Raw genomic sequence first — 15,722 nt, 5'->3', positions numbered from 1 at the left:
CCACGTGCCACCGGTCGGGGGTCGGAGGTCCACGGCAGCCGGCACAGCGACCCGCCCGCGACGTCACCGGCGAACGGGATCACACCGCGTGGCTCCCGGAACGGCGCGCAGGTGTCGTCGTACTCCCGCAACTCCTCCACCACGGTCAACGTCCGGTCGAGGTCCTGGGGAACCGGGTCATGAACTCCCGGTAGTCGGTGGGAAAGCGGAAGCCCACACGGCTCTCGACCGCGTCCCGGTCGAGCTCGGGGGGAACCCGGCCCCACCACTCGAGCGCCGCCGGCCCGGCCGGGGTCCGCGATCGCGCGACCCCGGCCGGGGCAACCTCAGCGGTACAGGCGGACGTCGGCGACGCTCCACCAGTTGCCGGCCGACGCGGTGGTGCCGACGCGCAGGTAACGGGCCCGCGTGCGCGGCACGTCGACCGTGGTCAACTGGCCGACGCCCGCGCCGGACGCCAGGGTCCGCCAGTCGGTGCCGTCGTCGCTGACCGACAACCGCCAGCCGCGGGCGTAGTCGCCGAGGTTGCCGCCGCTGTCGATCGCCACCCGCCGGAACTTCGTCTCGCGGCCGAGGTCGACCTGGAGGTACTGGCCCGGCTCTTGCCCCTGGCCGCTGCTCCACCGGGTCGACGCGTCACCGTCCACGGCCGCGGCCGCGTTCTCCCCGTTCGGCGCGGTGGTGGCGGTGGCGCCGGCCAGGGAGACCGGCTCGAGCCCGCCGTCCAACGCCCTGGCCCGCGGCCAGGTGAACGTGGCCAGCGCGCCGCCGGGCAGCGTGTACTCGAAGATCCGCTCGCCGACCTGGACCGCGAACGGGCGCGGGTCGTCGTTCTGGTTGTGCACGACCAACGCCGTGGAACCGTCCGGGTTGCGGAACGCGACGTCCATGATCTGGCCGTTCCAGCCCGTCGTGCCGAACGACGTGCTGGCGACGCGCTTCGCGCCGGGCTTCACGAACTTCGCCAGGTGACCGATCGTGTAGTACTCGGCGTCGGTGGACACGGTCCCGTCCGGGTGGGCCGTGACGAGGCCGGTGCACGTGCCGCAGCCGCCGTTGTGCGGCCCGCCCTCGCTGTCCAGCGCGATGTTCCAGTTCACCGCGGACTTCGCCCAGTTGCGGGTGGTGCCGATGACGACGTTGCGGGCGTGCCACTTGAGCGTGTCGCGGAAGACCTGCGCCGGCGGGTCCTGCGGGCCGTGCGAGCCGGAGCACTCGGTGAACCAGATGCCCTTGTCCGGGAACGCGTCGTGCAGCGCGGTCTGCGCCGCCGGGTCGCCGGAGTAGCAGTGGTACGCGGTGCCCGCGACCCACCGCGCGGCCGGGCTCGCCAGGATGCGGTGCGGGTAGTCGGTCTCCGGGTCCTCGCCGGGCGGCGTGGCGGCGACGTCGTTCGGGTGGGTGCTCCAGTTGTGGTCGTAGGCGAGGATCTTCGTGCGCGGGCTCGCCTTGCGCAGCAGCGGTCCCAGCGCCTCGATGACCTTGATCTGCTGCGCCACCGGCATGTCGGTGCCCGGGTAGGCGTCGGGCGTCCGGTTCTGCGGCTCGTTCTGCAACGACAGGAAGTCCACCGGCACGCCGGAGGCGGCGTACGCCTGGACGAACTTCACCAGGTAGCGCGCGTAGGCGTCGTAGATCGCCGGGTCGTCCTTCAACCGACCGCCGACCAGCGAGTCCGTGGTCTTCATCCACGCCGGCGGGCTCCACGGCGTGCCCATGACCTGCAACGCCGGGTTGAGCTGCTTCGCCCGGCGCAGCAGGGGCAGGATCTCGGCCTGGTCGTGGGCGATGCTGAAGTGGTGCAGCCCGAAGTCGGTCCGGCCGGGCGGGACGTCGTCGTAGGTGTAGTGCTCGGCCTCGGCGGTGAAGTCCGACGAGCCGATCGGCTGCCGCAGGAAGCTCACGCCGATGCCGCGCACCGGGTCGAACAGCTTGCGCATCGTCTCCTCGCGCGCCGCCGGCGTGAGCCGGTGCAGCACGGCGGCCGACGAGTCGGTGATCGACGCGCCGAAGCCGTCGACCTCCTGGTAGGTCACGTCGGGGTCGACCACGATGGTCTGGTGCGGCGACGCGCCGGTCCGGAACGCCACGGCGGGGCGTTCGGCGAGCAACTCGCCGCGGTCCACCGTCGTGACCCACACCCGGGCCGAGGTCGTGCCGCGGTCGGCCGCCTGCACCGCGCCGCCGGTCAGGCCGACCGAGAGCGCCGCGGCGGCGGTCAGGGCGATCGTCCGGGATCTCTTCATCGCTCTCCTTCGAGCAATGTAACAAGCTCGGAAAATGTGTTTCGTGATGGAACACGTGACGTGCCGGGCAAGTCAAGGCGCAAGACGCGGTTAAGCTGCCGAGGTGACCAGGCGTGCGCGGGTGCGCGACATCGCCGCGGAGGCGGGCGTCTCGATCGCCACCGTCTCCCGGGTGCTCAACGACCACGTCAACGTGGCGCCGCGCACGCGCGAACTCGTGCTCCAGGCGATGGCGCGCAGCCGGACCGACGCGCCCCGGGGCCGCCGCACCGTGCACGTCCGGTGCCCGTACGTGCTGACCGACTACTTCGGCCTGATCGTGTCCTCGATCGCCGAGACGCTGCGCCTGCACAACGTGCGGATGGTCCTCGACGCCGGTGTCTCCTCGCAGCGGTCCGACGTGCTGACCACGCTGCCCGACGAGCCCGACGTGGACGCCGCGATCCTGATCCTGCCGCCGGAGGACGGCGACCGGCTCGTCGCGCTGGCCCGTCGCGGCTTCCCGTTCGTCGTGGTCGACCCGCGCACCGCGCCGCCGCCGGACGTCGCCTCGGTGTCGGCGGCCCACCTCGCGGGCGCCCGCGCGCTCACCGCGCACCTGGTGGAGCTGGGCCACCGCGACATCGGCGTCATCGCCGGACCCCTGGACTGGCTGGCGGGCGACGCGCGCACGGCGGGCCACCACGCCGCGCTGGCCCAGGCGGGCGTCCTGCCCGCCCCCCACCGCGTCCACCACGTGGAGCCCACCGCGGCCGAGGGGGTGCGCGCCGCCGCCGACCTGCTGGACGAGCCGGACCGGCCGACCGCGATCGTCTGCTTCAACGACAAGCTCGCGGTCGGCGCGCTCCGAGCCGCCCACGACCGCGGGCTGCGGGTGCCCGAGGACCTCTCCGTCGCCGGTTTCGACGACATCGACCTCAGCCGCGCGACCCGCCCCGCGTTGACCACGGTCCGCCAGCCCTTGCAGGAGATGGGGCGCATCGCGGTCACCCAGCTCATGCGCGTCCTCGACGGGCACCGGCCCGAAGCCCTGCACCTGGAGCTGTCCACGACGCTGGTCGTGCGCGACTCCACCGGTCCCGCGCCGGCCTGAGCGTCCGCGTTACAGATCCTGTTTCATTTGTTCCACGAGCAGGGCGGCCACTTCGGCGTGCCCCGGGCTGTCGCCCTCCGAGAGCCGGCACCACTCCAGCGGCGTGCGGAGGTGCCGGGGGTCGCGCAGCGCCGGGTCCGCGCCGTGGTCGAGCATCCGCCGGACGCCGGCGGGCTTGCCGTTGGCCGCCGCGACGTGCAGCGGCATCCGCTGCCACTCGGCGTCGGCCTCGTCGACGGGGGTGCCGGCGGCGACGAGCCGGTCGATGACCTCCAGCCGCTGGTGGTCGGCGGCGAACACCAGGCACCGCAGTCGGCACTGGAGGCTCAGCCGTCGCGGCGGCCAGGCGGTCAGGTCTCCCGCGGCGGCGGCCATCTCCGGGCTGTCGACCCGGGCTCCGGCGGCGACCAGGAGGTCGAGGACGTCGGTCATCCCGAACACCGCCGCGTGCTCGACCGCCGTGCCGCCGGGCACGCCGCCGGAGTCCGGCGCGGCCACCGCGTCGAGGTCGGCGCCGGCCTCGATCAGCACCTTCGCGACGTCGACGTCACCACAGCTCGCGGCGGTGATCAGCGGCGTCTCCTGGTCGCCGGGGTGGCCGTCGACCGGCGCGCCGGCGTCGATCAGCGCCCTGGCCGCCACGTCCGAGCCGGGCAGGTCGCGCGGCAGGCCGAGGCGCCGGTGGTCGAGCCGCAGCATCGCCAGGTAGCCGAGCACGTCGGCGCCCTTGCGGTGGTCGGACCAGCCTTCCATCCGGGTGGTGGCCGTTTCGGGGTGCCGGGCCAGCAGGTCCGCCAGCCGGGAGACGTCCCGCTGGTTGAGGACGTCGCGGCGCTCGACCTCCAGCTTGAGCTTGGCCCAGCTCGCGAACCCGTGCTCCCGGGCGATCGCGAGCTGCGCCGAGGCGAGGACGAGCCGATCGGACACCGCCCTGATGCGGGCGAGGGCGTCGACGCCGCCGCGGCGGGCGTCACGCAGCAGGTCCCGGGCCTGGTGCCGCAACTGGTCGAGGTTCGGCCGCGCGGGGAGGTCGGGCATGACGTCTCCTTCGTCACCCGTGGTCCGCGTCCGGGTCGAAAGAGATCGTCACGAGAGGCGACTCGCTCCGGTGGTGGAGGTGGACTCAGTCCTGCCCGCGGACCCGGCGGCGCCCTCCGACGCCGAGCCGAGGATACCGATCAACGCCGGCAGGTCGCGCACGCCGACCGCGCTCGACACGTCGGGGCCGCGGTAAACGGGAGCGGAGGGGGCGTGCGGGATGCGAGGATTGGGCGTGGCTTTCGGCATGGGCGTGGACCGGGCAGTCCCGTTCGGCTACAAGTGCTGGTGGCTCGCCGTCACCGCGCCCGACGCGACGACCGCGGCCGACGTGCTCGGTCTGATCCGGCGCAAGCGGGTGACCTGGGCGCACGGCGTCGACCTGGCCTACGACGGCGCGGTGTTCGTCGCCCCGCCGATCGGTCCCTGGGTGCTGGTGCCGGGTCGCGGCCTGCCCGACGCGTCCAGCCCGGGTTTCCTGGACTGGGTCGCCGGGTTGAGCGAGCGGCTCGGGCACGTGCAGTTCTTCCAGACCTACCGCGTCACCGGCACGTGCGCCTGGGCGCTGGCCGCGGGCGGGAAGGTGCGCCGGGCCTACTACTTCGACGGCGGCGGCGTGCCGCTGTCCGAGGGCGAGGTGACCGTGGACGAGACCGCGCTCGGCATCGGCACCCGGCCCGAGTCGCCGGACGACGACACCTGGTGGGAGAGGATCCCGGGCGAGCACGACGTCATGGCGCTGGCCCACCGGTGGAGCGTCGACCCGACCAGGATCGAGGGCGTGGCGACCGACGGCCGCGGCATCACGGGCCGGCTGCGCCACTGACGGCTGTCCCGCGCGTTCGGGTCGCCGCGCCCACCGGTCACCGCCGCATCCTCGGATCGTGCGAGGGGTCGGCGTACAGGGGCGGGCAGCCGTTGGCGACGGCTTCCGGGCGCAGTTCGTAGTGCCAGGGTTCGTTGCGGTAGACCTGGCACAACCCGTAGGCGGCGCCGTGCCGGGACAGCCACGCCCTGGCCGCGGCCGGTCCGATGTCGACCGCGTCCCCCGACACGTGGGCGGAGGTGTCGGCGGTGGCCACCCAGCGGGCCGCGGCCATTTCCGAGCCGTGCTCGGAGACCGCCTCGTCGAATAGCCGCTCCTGGTATTCCGGGGAACGCCAACCGCCATTCACCGAGAACTCGATCCCGTCGGCCGCGGCATCGGTCGCGGCGCGGCGCAGCGCGTCGAGCAGATCGGGATCGAGGTTGGCCACCGCCGGAATCCCCTCGTCGAAGACCGTCACGGGGTCGGGGACGGCGCCGTGTGCGCGCAGGTCGGCCGGGGACGCGGGCATTCGGTTCGTGGTGCTTGCCGATTCGCGGGAGCGCATGCCTCCAATGAAGGCGACGCGGTGTTGCGAGCACGTTCGAGTTTTTCGATATGCCCGCGATATGGGCCGGACCGTAGCATCGGGGCATGCGCGTATTGGTCGTCGAGGACGAGCCCTATCTGGCCGAGGCCATCCGCGACGGGCTTCGGCTGGAAGCGATCGCCGCCGACATCGCCGGTGACGGCGACACCGCGCTGGAGCTGTTGGGCGTCAACTCCTACGACATCGCCGTGCTCGACCGCGACATCCCCGGGCCGTCCGGTGACGAGGTCGCGGAGAGCATCGTCGCCTCCGGCAGCGGCATGCCGATCCTGATGCTCACCGCCGCCGACCGGCTCGACGACAAGGCCTCCGGGTTCGAGCTCGGCGCGGACGACTACCTCACCAAGCCGTTCGAGCTGAAGGAGCTCGTGCTCAGGCTCCGGGCACTCGACCGACGGCGCGCGCACAGCAGGCCGCCCGTGCGGGAGATCGCGGGCCTGCGGCTGGACCCGTTCCGCCGCGAGGTCTACCGGGACGGCCGGTACGTCGCGCTGACCAGGAAGCAGTTCGCCGTGCTCGAAGTCCTCGTCGGCGCCGAAGGCGGTGTCGTCAGCGCCGAAGCGCTGCTGGAACGGGCGTGGGACGAGAACGCCGACCCCTTCACCAACGCCGTGCGCATCACGGTCTCCGCCCTGCGCAAGCGCCTCGGCGAGCCGTGGGTCATCGCCACCGTGCCCGGCGTCGGCTACCGCATCGACGCGGCGTCCGACGCCGGGCGCGAGGGGCGGGACCGTGGATAGGCAACCCGGGATGAGCGTCCGCCTCAAGCTCACCCTCAGCTACGCCGGGTTCCTCGTGCTCGCGGGTGCCTCGCTGCTCGCGGTCGTCTGGGTGTTCCTGCTGCGCTACGTGCCCGAGGTCATCGACTACCCCGATCCGCCGGGGAGTTGGCGCCCGGGCCCGTCGGTGCCCGACCGCGCCGCCCTGGAGGAGGCCTTCGTGCCGAAGGCGGGCCTGGTGATGGCGTTCCTGCTGGTGTTCGGCCTACTGGGAGGGTGGCTGCTGGCCGGCAGCATGCTCGCGCCCCTGACCCGCATCACCCACGCCACCCGCCGGGCCGCGGCGGGATCGCTCTCCCACCGGATCGCGCTGGAGGGCCGCCAGGACGAGTTCCGCGAACTCGCCGACGCCTTCGACACCATGCTCGCGCGGCTCGAAGCGCACGACGACGAGCAGCGGAGGTTCACCGCCAACGCCTCCCACGAACTGCGCACCCCGCTGGCGATCACCCAGACGCTCCTCGACGTCGCCCGCAACGACCCGGACCGCGATGCCGGCGAACTCGTCGAACGCCTCCGCTTCGTCAACACCCGGGCGATCGACCTCACCGAGGCGCTGCTCCTGCTCAGCCGCGCCAACCAGCGGACCTTCAGCCGAGAGCACGTCGACCTGTCGCTCGTCGCGGAGGAAGCCGCCGAAACGCTCCTCCCGCTCGCGGAGAAGCGTGGCCTCGCCATCGAGACCTCCGGCGACCTGACGCCCACCACCGGCTCGCACGCGCTGCTGCTGCAGCTGACGACAAACCTCGTGCACAACGCGATCGTCCACAACCTGCCCGATCAGGGCACGGTGTGGGTCACGACCGGCGTCGAGGCCAAGAAGGCGGTGCTCACGGTCGAGAACACCGGCGAGGAGCTCGCCCCGCAGCTGGTCTCGACCTTCACCGAACCGTTCCAGCGCGGCACCCAACGCGTGCGCGGGGACCACGCCGGGGTCGGACTCGGCCTGGCGATCGTCAAGAGCATCGCCCAAGCCCACGACGGCACCCTCACCCTCACCCCGCGGGCCGGCGGCGGGCTCCGCATCAGCGTGCGGCTACCCGTCGCGCCACCGGGGCCCGGTGGCTGAGCGGCGTCGACCACGTGATGGGGAAGTCGAAGTAGCTGTCCGGGTAAGGCTCGTCGTTCAGCGTGTAGTGCCACCACTCGTAGTCGTAGGAGCGGAAACCGCAGTCCTCCATGAGCGAGCGGAGCTGACTGCGGTTCCTCGCTTCGACCTGCGTGATCCCCGGTGCGCCGTGATGGGAGATCGGGTCCATCAGGTCGTGGTCACCGCCCATGGGCGCGAGTTCGCCGGTGGCCGAGTGGTAGAGCGTCAGGTCGACCGTGCTGCCGCGGCTGTGGCCCGACCTGGCGGCCACGTAGCCCTGCTCGAACATCTCGGCGCGATCGATGTTGGGGTAGTGCCGTGACTTCGTCCGGCCGTCTTCCGGCTGTCGCGACCAGCGCAGGAAGCAGTCCACGGCGCGTTGCGGGCGGTAGCCGTCCCAGACGAGCAGGCCGAAGCCGAGGGTCGCGGCCTTCCTCTGCACGCGCTCCAGGGCCGCGCACAAGGCCCTCGTGCCGACGATGCGGTTCGCCAGGTAGCCGTCCACGGGTTTGCCGGTGAAGTTGTCCCAGGTGGCGTACTTGGCGTCCCAGCGGATGCCGGGCGCGAACTCGTCCAGGAAGACGAAGTCGTCGTTCATCGGACCGGTCCGGCCAACGCCGAGGACACGACGCGGTCGACCACGTCGCCGAGCGACAACCCGGCGGCGGCCATCATCCTCGGGTACCGGCTGTACGAGGTCAGGCCGGGCAGGGTGTTGACCTCGTTGAGGACCACCGTGCCGTCCTCCTTCAGGAACATGTCCACGCGCGAGAGCCCCCGGCAGCCCAGCGCGCGGTACACCGCCTTCGCGGTCTCCTGGACGAGCGCGCGCGACTCGGCCGGGATGTCGGCCGGGACGATGGTGGTCGAGTTCTCGGACCCGCTCTCCGGCTCGCTCTCCTGGTGGATCCGGAAGAAGCCGTGGGACAGCGCGATCCGGTCCAGCTCGCCGGCGATCAGCTCCGCGCCGTGGCCCAGGATGGCGCAGCCGACCTCGCTGCCGACGACCGCCTCCTCGATCAGCACCTTGGAGTCGTACTGCCTCGCGGCGGCCACCGCGCTCGGCAGGTCTTCCGCCCGGGTCACCTTGCCGACCCCGAAGGACGATCCCGAACGGGCCGGTTTCACGAACACGGGATAGGTCAGCCGGTCCGGATCGACCTGCTCGCCCGCCGGGACGGTCCGGAAGTCCGGCGTGGCGATCCCCGCGCCGCGCGCGACGAGGTAGGTCAGGGACTTGTCCATGCACAGGGCGGAACTCTGGACGTCGCAGCCGGCGTAGGGGATGCCGGAGAGCTCCAACAACCCCTGCACCGCGCCGTCCTCGCCGAGCTTGCCGTGCAGGACGGGCAGCACCACGTCCAGCCCGATCGTCTCGTACCGCCCGTCCTCCAGCACGAGCAACCCGCGCACGCCGTTGTCCGGCGACAGCACGACCGGACGGCACACGCCGTCCTCCCACTCCGCGTCGGGCCCGTCGCAGAGCAGCCAGGAGCCGCTCTTCGTGATCCCGATGTAGTACGGCTCGTACTTCCCGGGGTCGAGGTGCTTCGCCACCTCCCGCGCGGATTTGACGGAGACGTCGTGCTCTTCGGAGCGGCCGCCGAAGACAATTCCGATCTTCATATCCAGTGCTGCTTTCTGCGGTCGAAGTCGCGACAGTTGGCGAGGGAGTTCTCCACCGTGTCGCTCAACGCGTGGTCGGTGTAGTAGGCGGTGTGCGGGCTGATCAGCACGTTCGGCAGTTCCTGCAGCCGCGACAGCTGCGTGCTCGTGATGGGCCGGTGCCGGCGATCGGCGTAGAAGATCCCTTCCTCTCCTTCGAGGACGTCCAGCGCGGCGCCGCCCAACCTGCCGCTCGCCAACGCCGGAACGAGGGCCTCGGTGTCGATGAGCCCACCTCGTCCGGTGTTGACGACGAACGCGCCGTGCTTCATCTGCTCGATGCGCCGGCGGTTCAACAGGTGGTGCGTGTCGGCGGTGAGCGGCGTGTGGAGCGTGACGATGTCGCTCTGCTGCAGCAGCTCGTCGAGGGGCACGTAGTCGGCGGAGGTCCGGGGACGGATGTCGTGGGCCAGCTTCTGGCAGCCGAAACCCCACAGCCGATCGATGACCGCGGCGCCGATGCGGCCGGTGCCGACCACCCCGACGGTCAGGTCGCGCAACTCCTTCCCGCGCACGTCGGGCAACCGGTAGTCATGGGCGTCGGCACGCCTGATGACGGACTTCGCGTTCCGCAGCACCATCAGCATCAGCATCACCGTGTAGTCGGCGACGCTGTCGGGCGAATAGGCGACGTTCTCCACGGAGATCCCGACGCGTGCCGCGTAGTCCACGTCGACGTGGTCGTACCCGATGCTCCTCGTGGAGATGTACTTCACGCCGGCCCGGCTGAGCGCGAGCACCGTGGAGTTCGTGATCCGGGTCTTGTGCCCGACGCTGATGCAGCGGTTCCCCGAGGTCAGGTCGACGTTGGCTGCGGACACCGGGGCCTCGGTGATGATCGGCACGACGCCGAAGCGTGGCGCCATCTCCCGGAACAGGGCGGCCTCGTCCGGCTCGCAGCCGTACACCGTGATCCCCGTCGGCGGACCGGACGACGAGGACCAGGACACCGGCGACCGGGTGTGACGGGCCGACGTTCGTGCCGGTTCGCTGTCGGTCATGCCGCCAGTCAAGACGGCGCGGCGTTGCCGGCGCGTATGCGGTTCTCGATACGCCGACGATATGTTACTGGTCGGTAGTATGCGTCGGGTGCTTCGCGGTCCACAGAGGACGGTCAATGGGCGCGTGCGCCGGCTCGCGGGCAACACCGTCCTAAGTGGACATCCCAGTACCCGACCTTCGGAGGGCTGACACCTCACGTTCAGAGGAGCAGCATCGAGGTGTCACCCATCCCTGCTCCAGATGTGAGGTGAACCAGTGCGGAGAACCCTGCAACTCCTCGCTGCCGCCCTCCTCGTGGTACCGCTCTTGGGCGGAACCGCGACCGCGGCACCGGCGCCGGACCACGTCGAACAGCTCCAGAAGGTCGGCGAGGACGAGGTCGTCTCGACCGTCCTCGGCGGCAAGAACCAGACCACGACCCTCGAACGCCCGGGCTCGTGGTACCTGAAGACCCACTTCACCGGCCTGCGCCTGGTCGCGGGCGACGTGCTCACGGTGTCCGACCCGGCAGGCGCCGAGTCCTACCGCTACACCTCCGACGTCACCGCGTCGGGCACCGCGACCGTGGACGGCACCGGCTTCTGGGCCATGTCGGTCACCGGCGACCGGGCCGTGGTCAGCCTGCGCGGCCGGGACGGCGGACCGGCGCACCCGGCCAGCCGGGTGGTACTCGACAAGATCACCCGCGGGTACACCGACGCCGAGCTGGCCGCGGCGGCGGAACTGGCGCCGAAGAGCATCTGCGGCACGAACGACTACCGCGACGTCGTCTGCTACCAGTCGAGCAACCCCACCGAGTTCGGCAGGACCAAGGCGGTGGCGAAGCTGCTGCGCAACGGCGGCTCGCTGTGCACGGCCTGGCGGGTCGGCGCGAACAACCGGATGCTGACCAACAACCACTGCTTCACCAGCGGCACCGGCATCGAGGTGTGGTTCAACTACCAGTGCCCGACCTGCGGCGGCACGGCCAGTGCCGCGGTCACCAAGGTGCTGGTGTCGTCGGTGCTCAAGACCAGCGCGGCGTTGGACTACACGCTGTTCAGCGTCACGAACTTCGCGTCGCTGGCGTCGTTCGGCTACCTGGAGCTGGACGCGCGGGTCCCGGCGGTCGGCGAGGAGATGTACGTCGTCGGCCACCCGGCGGGCAAGCTCAAGAAGCTCTCCCTGCGTGACGACCAGAACGGCGGCGGCTACTGCGCCGTGTCTGCCGTCCGGGTGAACGGCAGCTCGTCGCAGTCCGACATCGCCTACCGGTGCGACACCGAGGGCGGCTCGTCGGGCTCGCCGGTGCTGTCCCGGCGCACGCACAAGGTGATCGGGCTGCACCACTACGGCGGCTGCCCGAACCAGGGCGTCCGGATCGACCTGGTCGCCGCTCAGATCAGCACGCTGCTGTGACGCCTCACGCGGGTCGCGCTCCCGGAGTGCGACCCGCGTGACCGGAAGGTTTCGTCGAACCCCGGCCGGGTACGTCGAACCGGTGGACAGCGTGCTCGACCTCGGCGACTACTTCCCCGGCCTGCGCGTGGACGACCTCGTGGTGGACTACGAGGACGGGGACGACCCGGTGCTGCGGCGCCCCGACGGCACGGAGATCGACACCTGGCGGGAGAACTACCCGTACCCGACGCGGCTGACGCGCGAGGAGTACGAGCTGTCCAAGCGGCTGCTCCAGATCGAGCTGCTGAAGCTGCAGTACTGGATCAAGGACACCGGCGGGCGGATGGTCGTCGTGTTCGAGGGGCGTGACGCGGCGGGCAAGGGCGGCACCATCAAGCGGTTCACCGAGCACCTCAACCCGCGCGGGGCACGGGTGGTGGCGTTGAGCAAGCCGACCGAGCGCGAGCAGGGCGAGTGGTACTTCCAGCGGTACGTCTCCCAGCTGCCGACGGCGGGCGAGATCGTGCTGTTCGACCGGTCCTGGTACAACCGAGCGGGCGTCGAGCGGGTCATGGGCTACTGCACCGACGAGCAGTACGAGCGCTTCATGAGGCAGGCGCCGACGTTCGAGCGGATGCTGGTGGACGACGGGATCGCGCTGGTCAAGCTGTGGTTCTCGGTGTCACGGGCGGAGCAGCGGACGCGGTTCTTGATCCGCCAGGTCGACCCGGTCCGCCAGTGGAAGCTCAGCCCGAACGACATCAGGTCGCTCGACCGGTGGGACGCCTACACCGCGGCGAAGGTGGCCATGTTCCGGGCCACCGACACGCACGCCGCGCCGTGGACCGTGGTGAAGAGCAACGACAAGAAGCGGGCCCGGATCGAGGCGATGCGCAGCGTGCTGGCCCGCGTGGACTACACCGACAAGGACCCCGACGTGGTCGGGGAGCCGGACCCGCGGGTGGTCGGTCCGGCCGCCACGCTCCTGGAGGAGGGCGAAGACGAGACCACGCTCAGCCCCACCCCTCTCGCGCACGCCGACGACAAGCACCCGCCGGAGGCCGACCACGGGCCGGGCGTGCACCCGTGAGACCGCGCCGTCAGTGGCGGGGGATCCGCACGCACTGCTCGTCGTCCCGGTAGTGCAGGATCCGCTTGATCAGGTGGACGTCGCCGGGCGGCGCCCCGGCGAAGAAGTCGCCGCCGACCAGGTCCCAGCGGTCGTCCGCGCCGCCCGGTGGTGTCAGGTCCCGTCCTCGGTCGGCTGGACCGACGGTTCCGGCTCGGGTTCCGGGCTCACGGACGTGGTGGTCGGCGGGGCCGTGGTCGGCGGGTCGGTGGTGGTGACGACGGGCTGCGTCGTGCCACCGTCCGGCCCGGCCGCCGGTTCCACCGTGTCCTCGGCCGGCGGGTGGTCGGCCTGGGACGTCGGCTGCGGGGGAGTGGTCGACGGCGGAGCGGTGCCCGTGGCTTGCGGCGTGACGACGAACTGGGGCTCGGCCTGGTCCCGCGGCGCGTCCGACGACCCCACCGTGCCGGGTGACGCCTGCTGCGTGGTGGACGCGGGCGGTGCGGGGGTCGTCGGTCGGTCGGCCGAGATCGCGGCCATCGTGATCCCGAACGCGCCGACCAGCGCGCCCGCCGAGGCCACGAGCACCTGCCACGAAGGGCGGGTCGCCGCACGCGGCAGCTCCTCGGTGTCCGCCTCGGCCCCGTCGTCGGGCGGCAGGGCCGCGCCCGCCAGGACCCGCGCGCAGTCGTGCGCGGTGGGCCGGTCCTCCGGTGCCGCGGAGGTCATCCGCGCCACCAGGTCGCGGAGGTCGGCGGGCAGGTGGTCGGGGATCACCGGCGGGCGGTGCAGCCGGGCGACCGCCGCCTCCACGTCACCGCCCTCGTACTCGCGCCGTCCGGTCAGGCACTCCAGGAGCACCAGTCCCAGGGCGTAGACGTCGGTCGGGTGGCCGATCTCCTGGCCGAGCACCTGTTCCGGGGCGAGGTAACCGGCGGTCCCGACGAGCTGGTCGGTGCGGGTCAGCCGGGTGGCGCCGGTCAGGTGGGCCAGGCCGAAGTCCGCCAGGTAGGCGTCGTCCTCGTGGTCGAGCAGGATGTTCGCCGGCTTCACATCGCGGTGCACGAGGCCGTGCGCGTGCACGTGCGCCAGCGCGTCGGCCAGCCGGGCGCCGAGTCGGCGCACTTCGTGCAGCGGCAGCGGTCCGAGGACCAGGCGGTCGTGCAGGGTCCGGCCCTCCACCAGCCGCAGCACGACGAACGGTATCGCCGCCGTGGTGTCGGCGTCGTAGACCGACACGAGCGCGGGGTGCGTGAGCCCGGCCAGGAGGTGGACCTCGTTGTCGAACCGCCGGGCGGCCTCGGGGTCGAAACCGGGCTGCACCAGCTTGACCGCGACGTGCCGCCGCAGCACGGTGTCCCAGGCCCGGTGGACTTCGGCCATGCCGCCGATCCCGATCGGCTCGATCAGCTGGTAGCGGTCGGCCAGCACGTTCTCGCCTGCCGAGGGTGACACCTCGTACCTCCGGTCGCGTGAGCGGGGACAGTTCCGAATGCCCTGATCACGCCGGCGGCAAACAGGTGAGCGCGCCTCGGTTCGGCGGTCGTGGCGGTGATGACCCCGTCGGCCGTGGTGCCGCGGCGGTCGACGGACGTGGTCCGAACCGCGTGGCGCTCGGGTGAAGTCGTGTCGTGCGCGGATGATCGTCGCCTACCCTTCCGTCATGGCGAGAGCGCTTGGCGTCGTCCTGTTATCGGCACTGCTCGTCGGGTGCAGCGCCACCGTGCCCGGGATCGCCGTGCCGGTGCCGAACCCGACGTTCCCGGAACCTCCCCCGCGCACCGCCGAGGTGCTGCTCGGCGACCTGGCGTCGGTCGACCCGTGCGGCCAGGTGGAGCCGGCGGACGTGGCGGCGTTCGGCGAGGCGTCGGTGGCGCCGGTCGAGTCCTTCGACCACTGCCTGCTCAAGGTGTCCACGGGCGGTGCGGTGCTCGACGTGGTGGCGGGCGGGCTCGACCGGGTGCTGCACGAGGCCGTGTTCGACGGGCCGTTGGTGCCGTACAAGGAACTGCGGATCGTCGAGATCCGGGGCGGCAGCGTGCAGTGCCAGCGCGGCCTGGTGTTCGCCGACCTCGTGGCGCTGAACGTGACCGTCGACAACTACTCGGACGTGGACGTGGCCGCGACGCGGCTGTGCGAGGTCGCCGACGTCGTGGTGCGCGCCGTCGCCGACCGCGTGCTCGCGGGTGACGTGGAGCACCGGCGGTTCGCGGCGAAGTCCCTCGGGCCGGTGCACGCGTGCCGCGGGCTGTCGGACGCGACGGTCGCGCGGCTGCCCGGGCTGGCGGGTTCGCGTGCGTGGCCCTACCCGGCGGGCCACCAGTGCCGGTGGAGCCCGGACGGCACGACGACGCCGCCGAGGGTGCGGGTCACGTACTCGGTGGGCACGCCGACCGAACCCAACGGCGGGAACAGCAAGGTCGAGGACGTCGCCGGACGCCCCACCGTGATGTCCGGGTTGACCACGTCGTCGCTCGTGCTGTGCGGCGCGGAGACCACCCACATCCCGTTCGAGGACGGGTTGAGCGAGCTCGCGCTCGTCACCGTCGCCCTGCCGACCGGCGCGGCGGTCGAGGACGCCTGTGCCGCGGCGAGGGTCGTCGCGGCGGAGGTGTGGGCCGGCCTGCCGAAGTGACGACCGGGCCGCCGCGCGCCGCGACGTCGGCCCGAACGGAGCCGGGAGGCGGCGGTCTGGGGGCCGCCGGGCCTCGACCGGCTCCGTCCCCGGTCGAACGCTCCCCTGACGTCCTCCCGGCGACGTCGAGCATGCCCGTCGGCGCTTGCAGGAAACTGGGGTGGCGTTGAACTGCCTGGTCACAGGCCCGCCGTGGGGGTTGCGCGCCGTCAGGCACAACCCCGGCCCGACCTCGTGCCCGACCTTGCCCAACCGAGCGGACCGGCCCGGTGAGCCGCGGGCGAACCCGGTGTCGGGCCGGACGGCGCCC

Annotated in this window: 14 protein-coding genes; 7 read left to right on the top strand and 7 right to left on the bottom strand. The window is 72.0% G+C overall.

Annotated features, from left to right (window positions below):
• Positions 1-326: 326 nt before the first annotated feature.
• A complete protein-coding gene (locus LNK82_RS33345) occupies positions 327-2,246 on the bottom strand; it encodes a discoidin domain-containing protein (RefSeq protein ID WP_230570891.1) in 1,920 nt (639 codons plus the stop codon).
• A 103-nt stretch (positions 2,247-2,349) separates the two neighbouring features.
• Here LNK82_RS33345 and LNK82_RS33340 point away from each other — a divergent pair, with 103 nt between their 5' ends.
• Entirely contained in the window at positions 2,350-3,339 is a 990-nt protein-coding gene (locus LNK82_RS33340; RefSeq protein ID WP_230570890.1) for a LacI family DNA-binding transcriptional regulator, read from the top strand.
• Between the two features lie 9 nt (positions 3,340-3,348).
• On the opposite strand, the gene LNK82_RS33335 is transcribed toward LNK82_RS33340, so the two are convergent.
• Positions 3,349-4,377: an ankyrin repeat domain-containing protein gene (locus LNK82_RS33335; protein ID WP_230570889.1), complete on the bottom strand. Its 1,029-nt coding sequence runs from the start codon at positions 4,375-4,377 to the stop codon at positions 3,349-3,351.
• 235 nt (positions 4,378-4,612) lie between these two features.
• Here LNK82_RS33335 and LNK82_RS33330 point away from each other — a divergent pair, with 235 nt between their 5' ends.
• Entirely contained in the window at positions 4,613-5,203 is a 591-nt protein-coding gene (locus tag LNK82_RS33330) for a hypothetical protein (RefSeq protein ID WP_230570888.1), read from the top strand.
• 37 nt (positions 5,204-5,240) lie between these two features.
• Here the strand turns inward: LNK82_RS33330 and LNK82_RS33325 are convergent, their stop codons facing one another.
• On the bottom strand, positions 5,241-5,714 hold the full coding sequence (locus LNK82_RS33325) for a M15 family metallopeptidase (protein ID WP_372470719.1): 474 nt from the start codon (positions 5,712-5,714) through the stop codon (positions 5,241-5,243).
• Between the two features lie 122 nt (positions 5,715-5,836).
• On the opposite strand from LNK82_RS33325, the gene LNK82_RS33320 reads away from it, so the two are divergent.
• Positions 5,837-6,532 carry a response regulator transcription factor gene (locus LNK82_RS33320; RefSeq protein WP_230570886.1) on the top strand — a complete coding sequence of 232 codons (696 nt, stop codon included), beginning with the start codon at positions 5,837-5,839 and terminating at the stop codon, positions 6,530-6,532.
• A gap of 10 nt (positions 6,533-6,542) precedes the next feature.
• Entirely contained in the window at positions 6,543-7,640 is a 1,098-nt protein-coding gene (locus tag LNK82_RS33315; protein ID WP_268997482.1) for a sensor histidine kinase, read from the top strand.
• Here LNK82_RS33315 and vanX read toward each other — a convergent pair.
• From vanX to LNK82_RS33300, 3 genes are read right to left on the bottom strand one after another with little or no spacing between them, the layout of a single operon-like run.
• Positions 7,597-8,259 carry a D-Ala-D-Ala dipeptidase VanX gene (gene vanX, locus LNK82_RS33310; RefSeq protein WP_230570884.1) on the bottom strand — a complete coding sequence of 221 codons (663 nt, stop codon included), beginning with the start codon at positions 8,257-8,259 and terminating at the stop codon, positions 7,597-7,599. The genes LNK82_RS33315 and vanX overlap by 44 nt on opposite strands.
• On the bottom strand, positions 8,256-9,287 hold the full coding sequence (gene vanA / locus LNK82_RS33305) for a D-alanine--(R)-lactate ligase (RefSeq protein ID WP_230570883.1): 1,032 nt from the start codon (positions 9,285-9,287) through the stop codon (positions 8,256-8,258). Before vanA ends, vanX begins: the two co-directional genes overlap by 4 nt.
• A complete protein-coding gene (locus LNK82_RS33300; protein ID WP_372470710.1) occupies positions 9,284-10,327 on the bottom strand; it encodes a D-isomer specific 2-hydroxyacid dehydrogenase family protein in 1,044 nt (347 codons plus the stop codon). The genes vanA and LNK82_RS33300 overlap by 4 nt, the downstream gene beginning before the upstream one ends.
• 256 nt (positions 10,328-10,583) lie before the next feature.
• Here LNK82_RS33300 and LNK82_RS33295 point away from each other — a divergent pair, with 256 nt between their 5' ends.
• Positions 10,584-11,726: a trypsin-like serine peptidase gene (locus tag LNK82_RS33295; protein WP_230570882.1), complete on the top strand. Its 1,143-nt coding sequence runs from the start codon at positions 10,584-10,586 to the stop codon at positions 11,724-11,726.
• An 82-nt stretch (positions 11,727-11,808) separates the two neighbouring features.
• A complete protein-coding gene (gene ppk2 / locus LNK82_RS33290) occupies positions 11,809-12,798 on the top strand; it encodes a polyphosphate kinase 2 (RefSeq protein ID WP_230570881.1) in 990 nt (329 codons plus the stop codon).
• A 153-nt stretch (positions 12,799-12,951) separates the two neighbouring features.
• On the opposite strand, the gene LNK82_RS33285 is transcribed toward ppk2, so the two are convergent.
• Positions 12,952-14,232, bottom strand: a complete 1,281-nt coding sequence (locus LNK82_RS33285) for a serine/threonine-protein kinase (protein ID WP_230570880.1) — start codon at positions 14,230-14,232, stop codon at positions 12,952-12,954.
• 208 nt (positions 14,233-14,440) lie between these two features.
• On the opposite strand from LNK82_RS33285, the gene LNK82_RS33280 reads away from it, so the two are divergent.
• Positions 14,441-15,412, top strand: coding sequence for a hypothetical protein (locus tag LNK82_RS33280; RefSeq protein ID WP_230570879.1), 972 nt, complete (start codon positions 14,441-14,443; stop codon positions 15,410-15,412).
• Positions 15,413-15,722 lie beyond the last annotated feature (310 nt).

This window comes from Saccharothrix luteola (genome assembly GCF_020859565.1).
GTDB lineage: Bacteria > Actinomycetota > Actinomycetes > Mycobacteriales > Pseudonocardiaceae > Actinosynnema > Actinosynnema luteola.
The sequence above is the reverse complement of the archived record's forward strand: the minus strand, read 5'-3'. Positions and strand labels throughout refer to the sequence as shown.

Bases quoted from the DNA above. Each gene is read 5' to 3' on its own strand.
- LNK82_RS33345 (WP_230570891.1), bottom strand. From the start codon at position 2,246: ATGAAGAGATCCCGGACGATCGCCCTGACCGCCGCCGCGGCGCTCTCG.
- LNK82_RS33335 (WP_230570889.1), bottom strand. From the start codon at position 4,377: ATGCCCGACCTCCCCGCGCGGCCGAACCTCGACCAGTTGCGGCACCAG.
- LNK82_RS33325 (WP_372470719.1), bottom strand. From the start codon at position 5,714: ATGCCCGCGTCCCCGGCCGACCTGCGCGCACACGGCGCCGTCCCCGAC.
- LNK82_RS33320 (WP_230570886.1), top strand. From the start codon at position 5,837: ATGCGCGTATTGGTCGTCGAGGACGAGCCCTATCTGGCCGAGGCCATC.
- LNK82_RS33315 (WP_268997482.1), top strand. From the start codon at position 6,543: ATGAGCGTCCGCCTCAAGCTCACCCTCAGCTACGCCGGGTTCCTCGTG.
- vanX (WP_230570884.1), bottom strand. From the start codon at position 8,259: ATGAACGACGACTTCGTCTTCCTGGACGAGTTCGCGCCCGGCATCCGC.
- vanA (WP_230570883.1), bottom strand. From the start codon at position 9,287: ATGAAGATCGGAATTGTCTTCGGCGGCCGCTCCGAAGAGCACGACGTC.
- LNK82_RS33300 (WP_372470710.1), bottom strand. From the start codon at position 10,327: ATGACCGACAGCGAACCGGCACGAACGTCGGCCCGTCACACCCGGTCG.
- LNK82_RS33280 (WP_230570879.1), top strand. From the start codon at position 14,441: ATGGCGAGAGCGCTTGGCGTCGTCCTGTTATCGGCACTGCTCGTCGGG.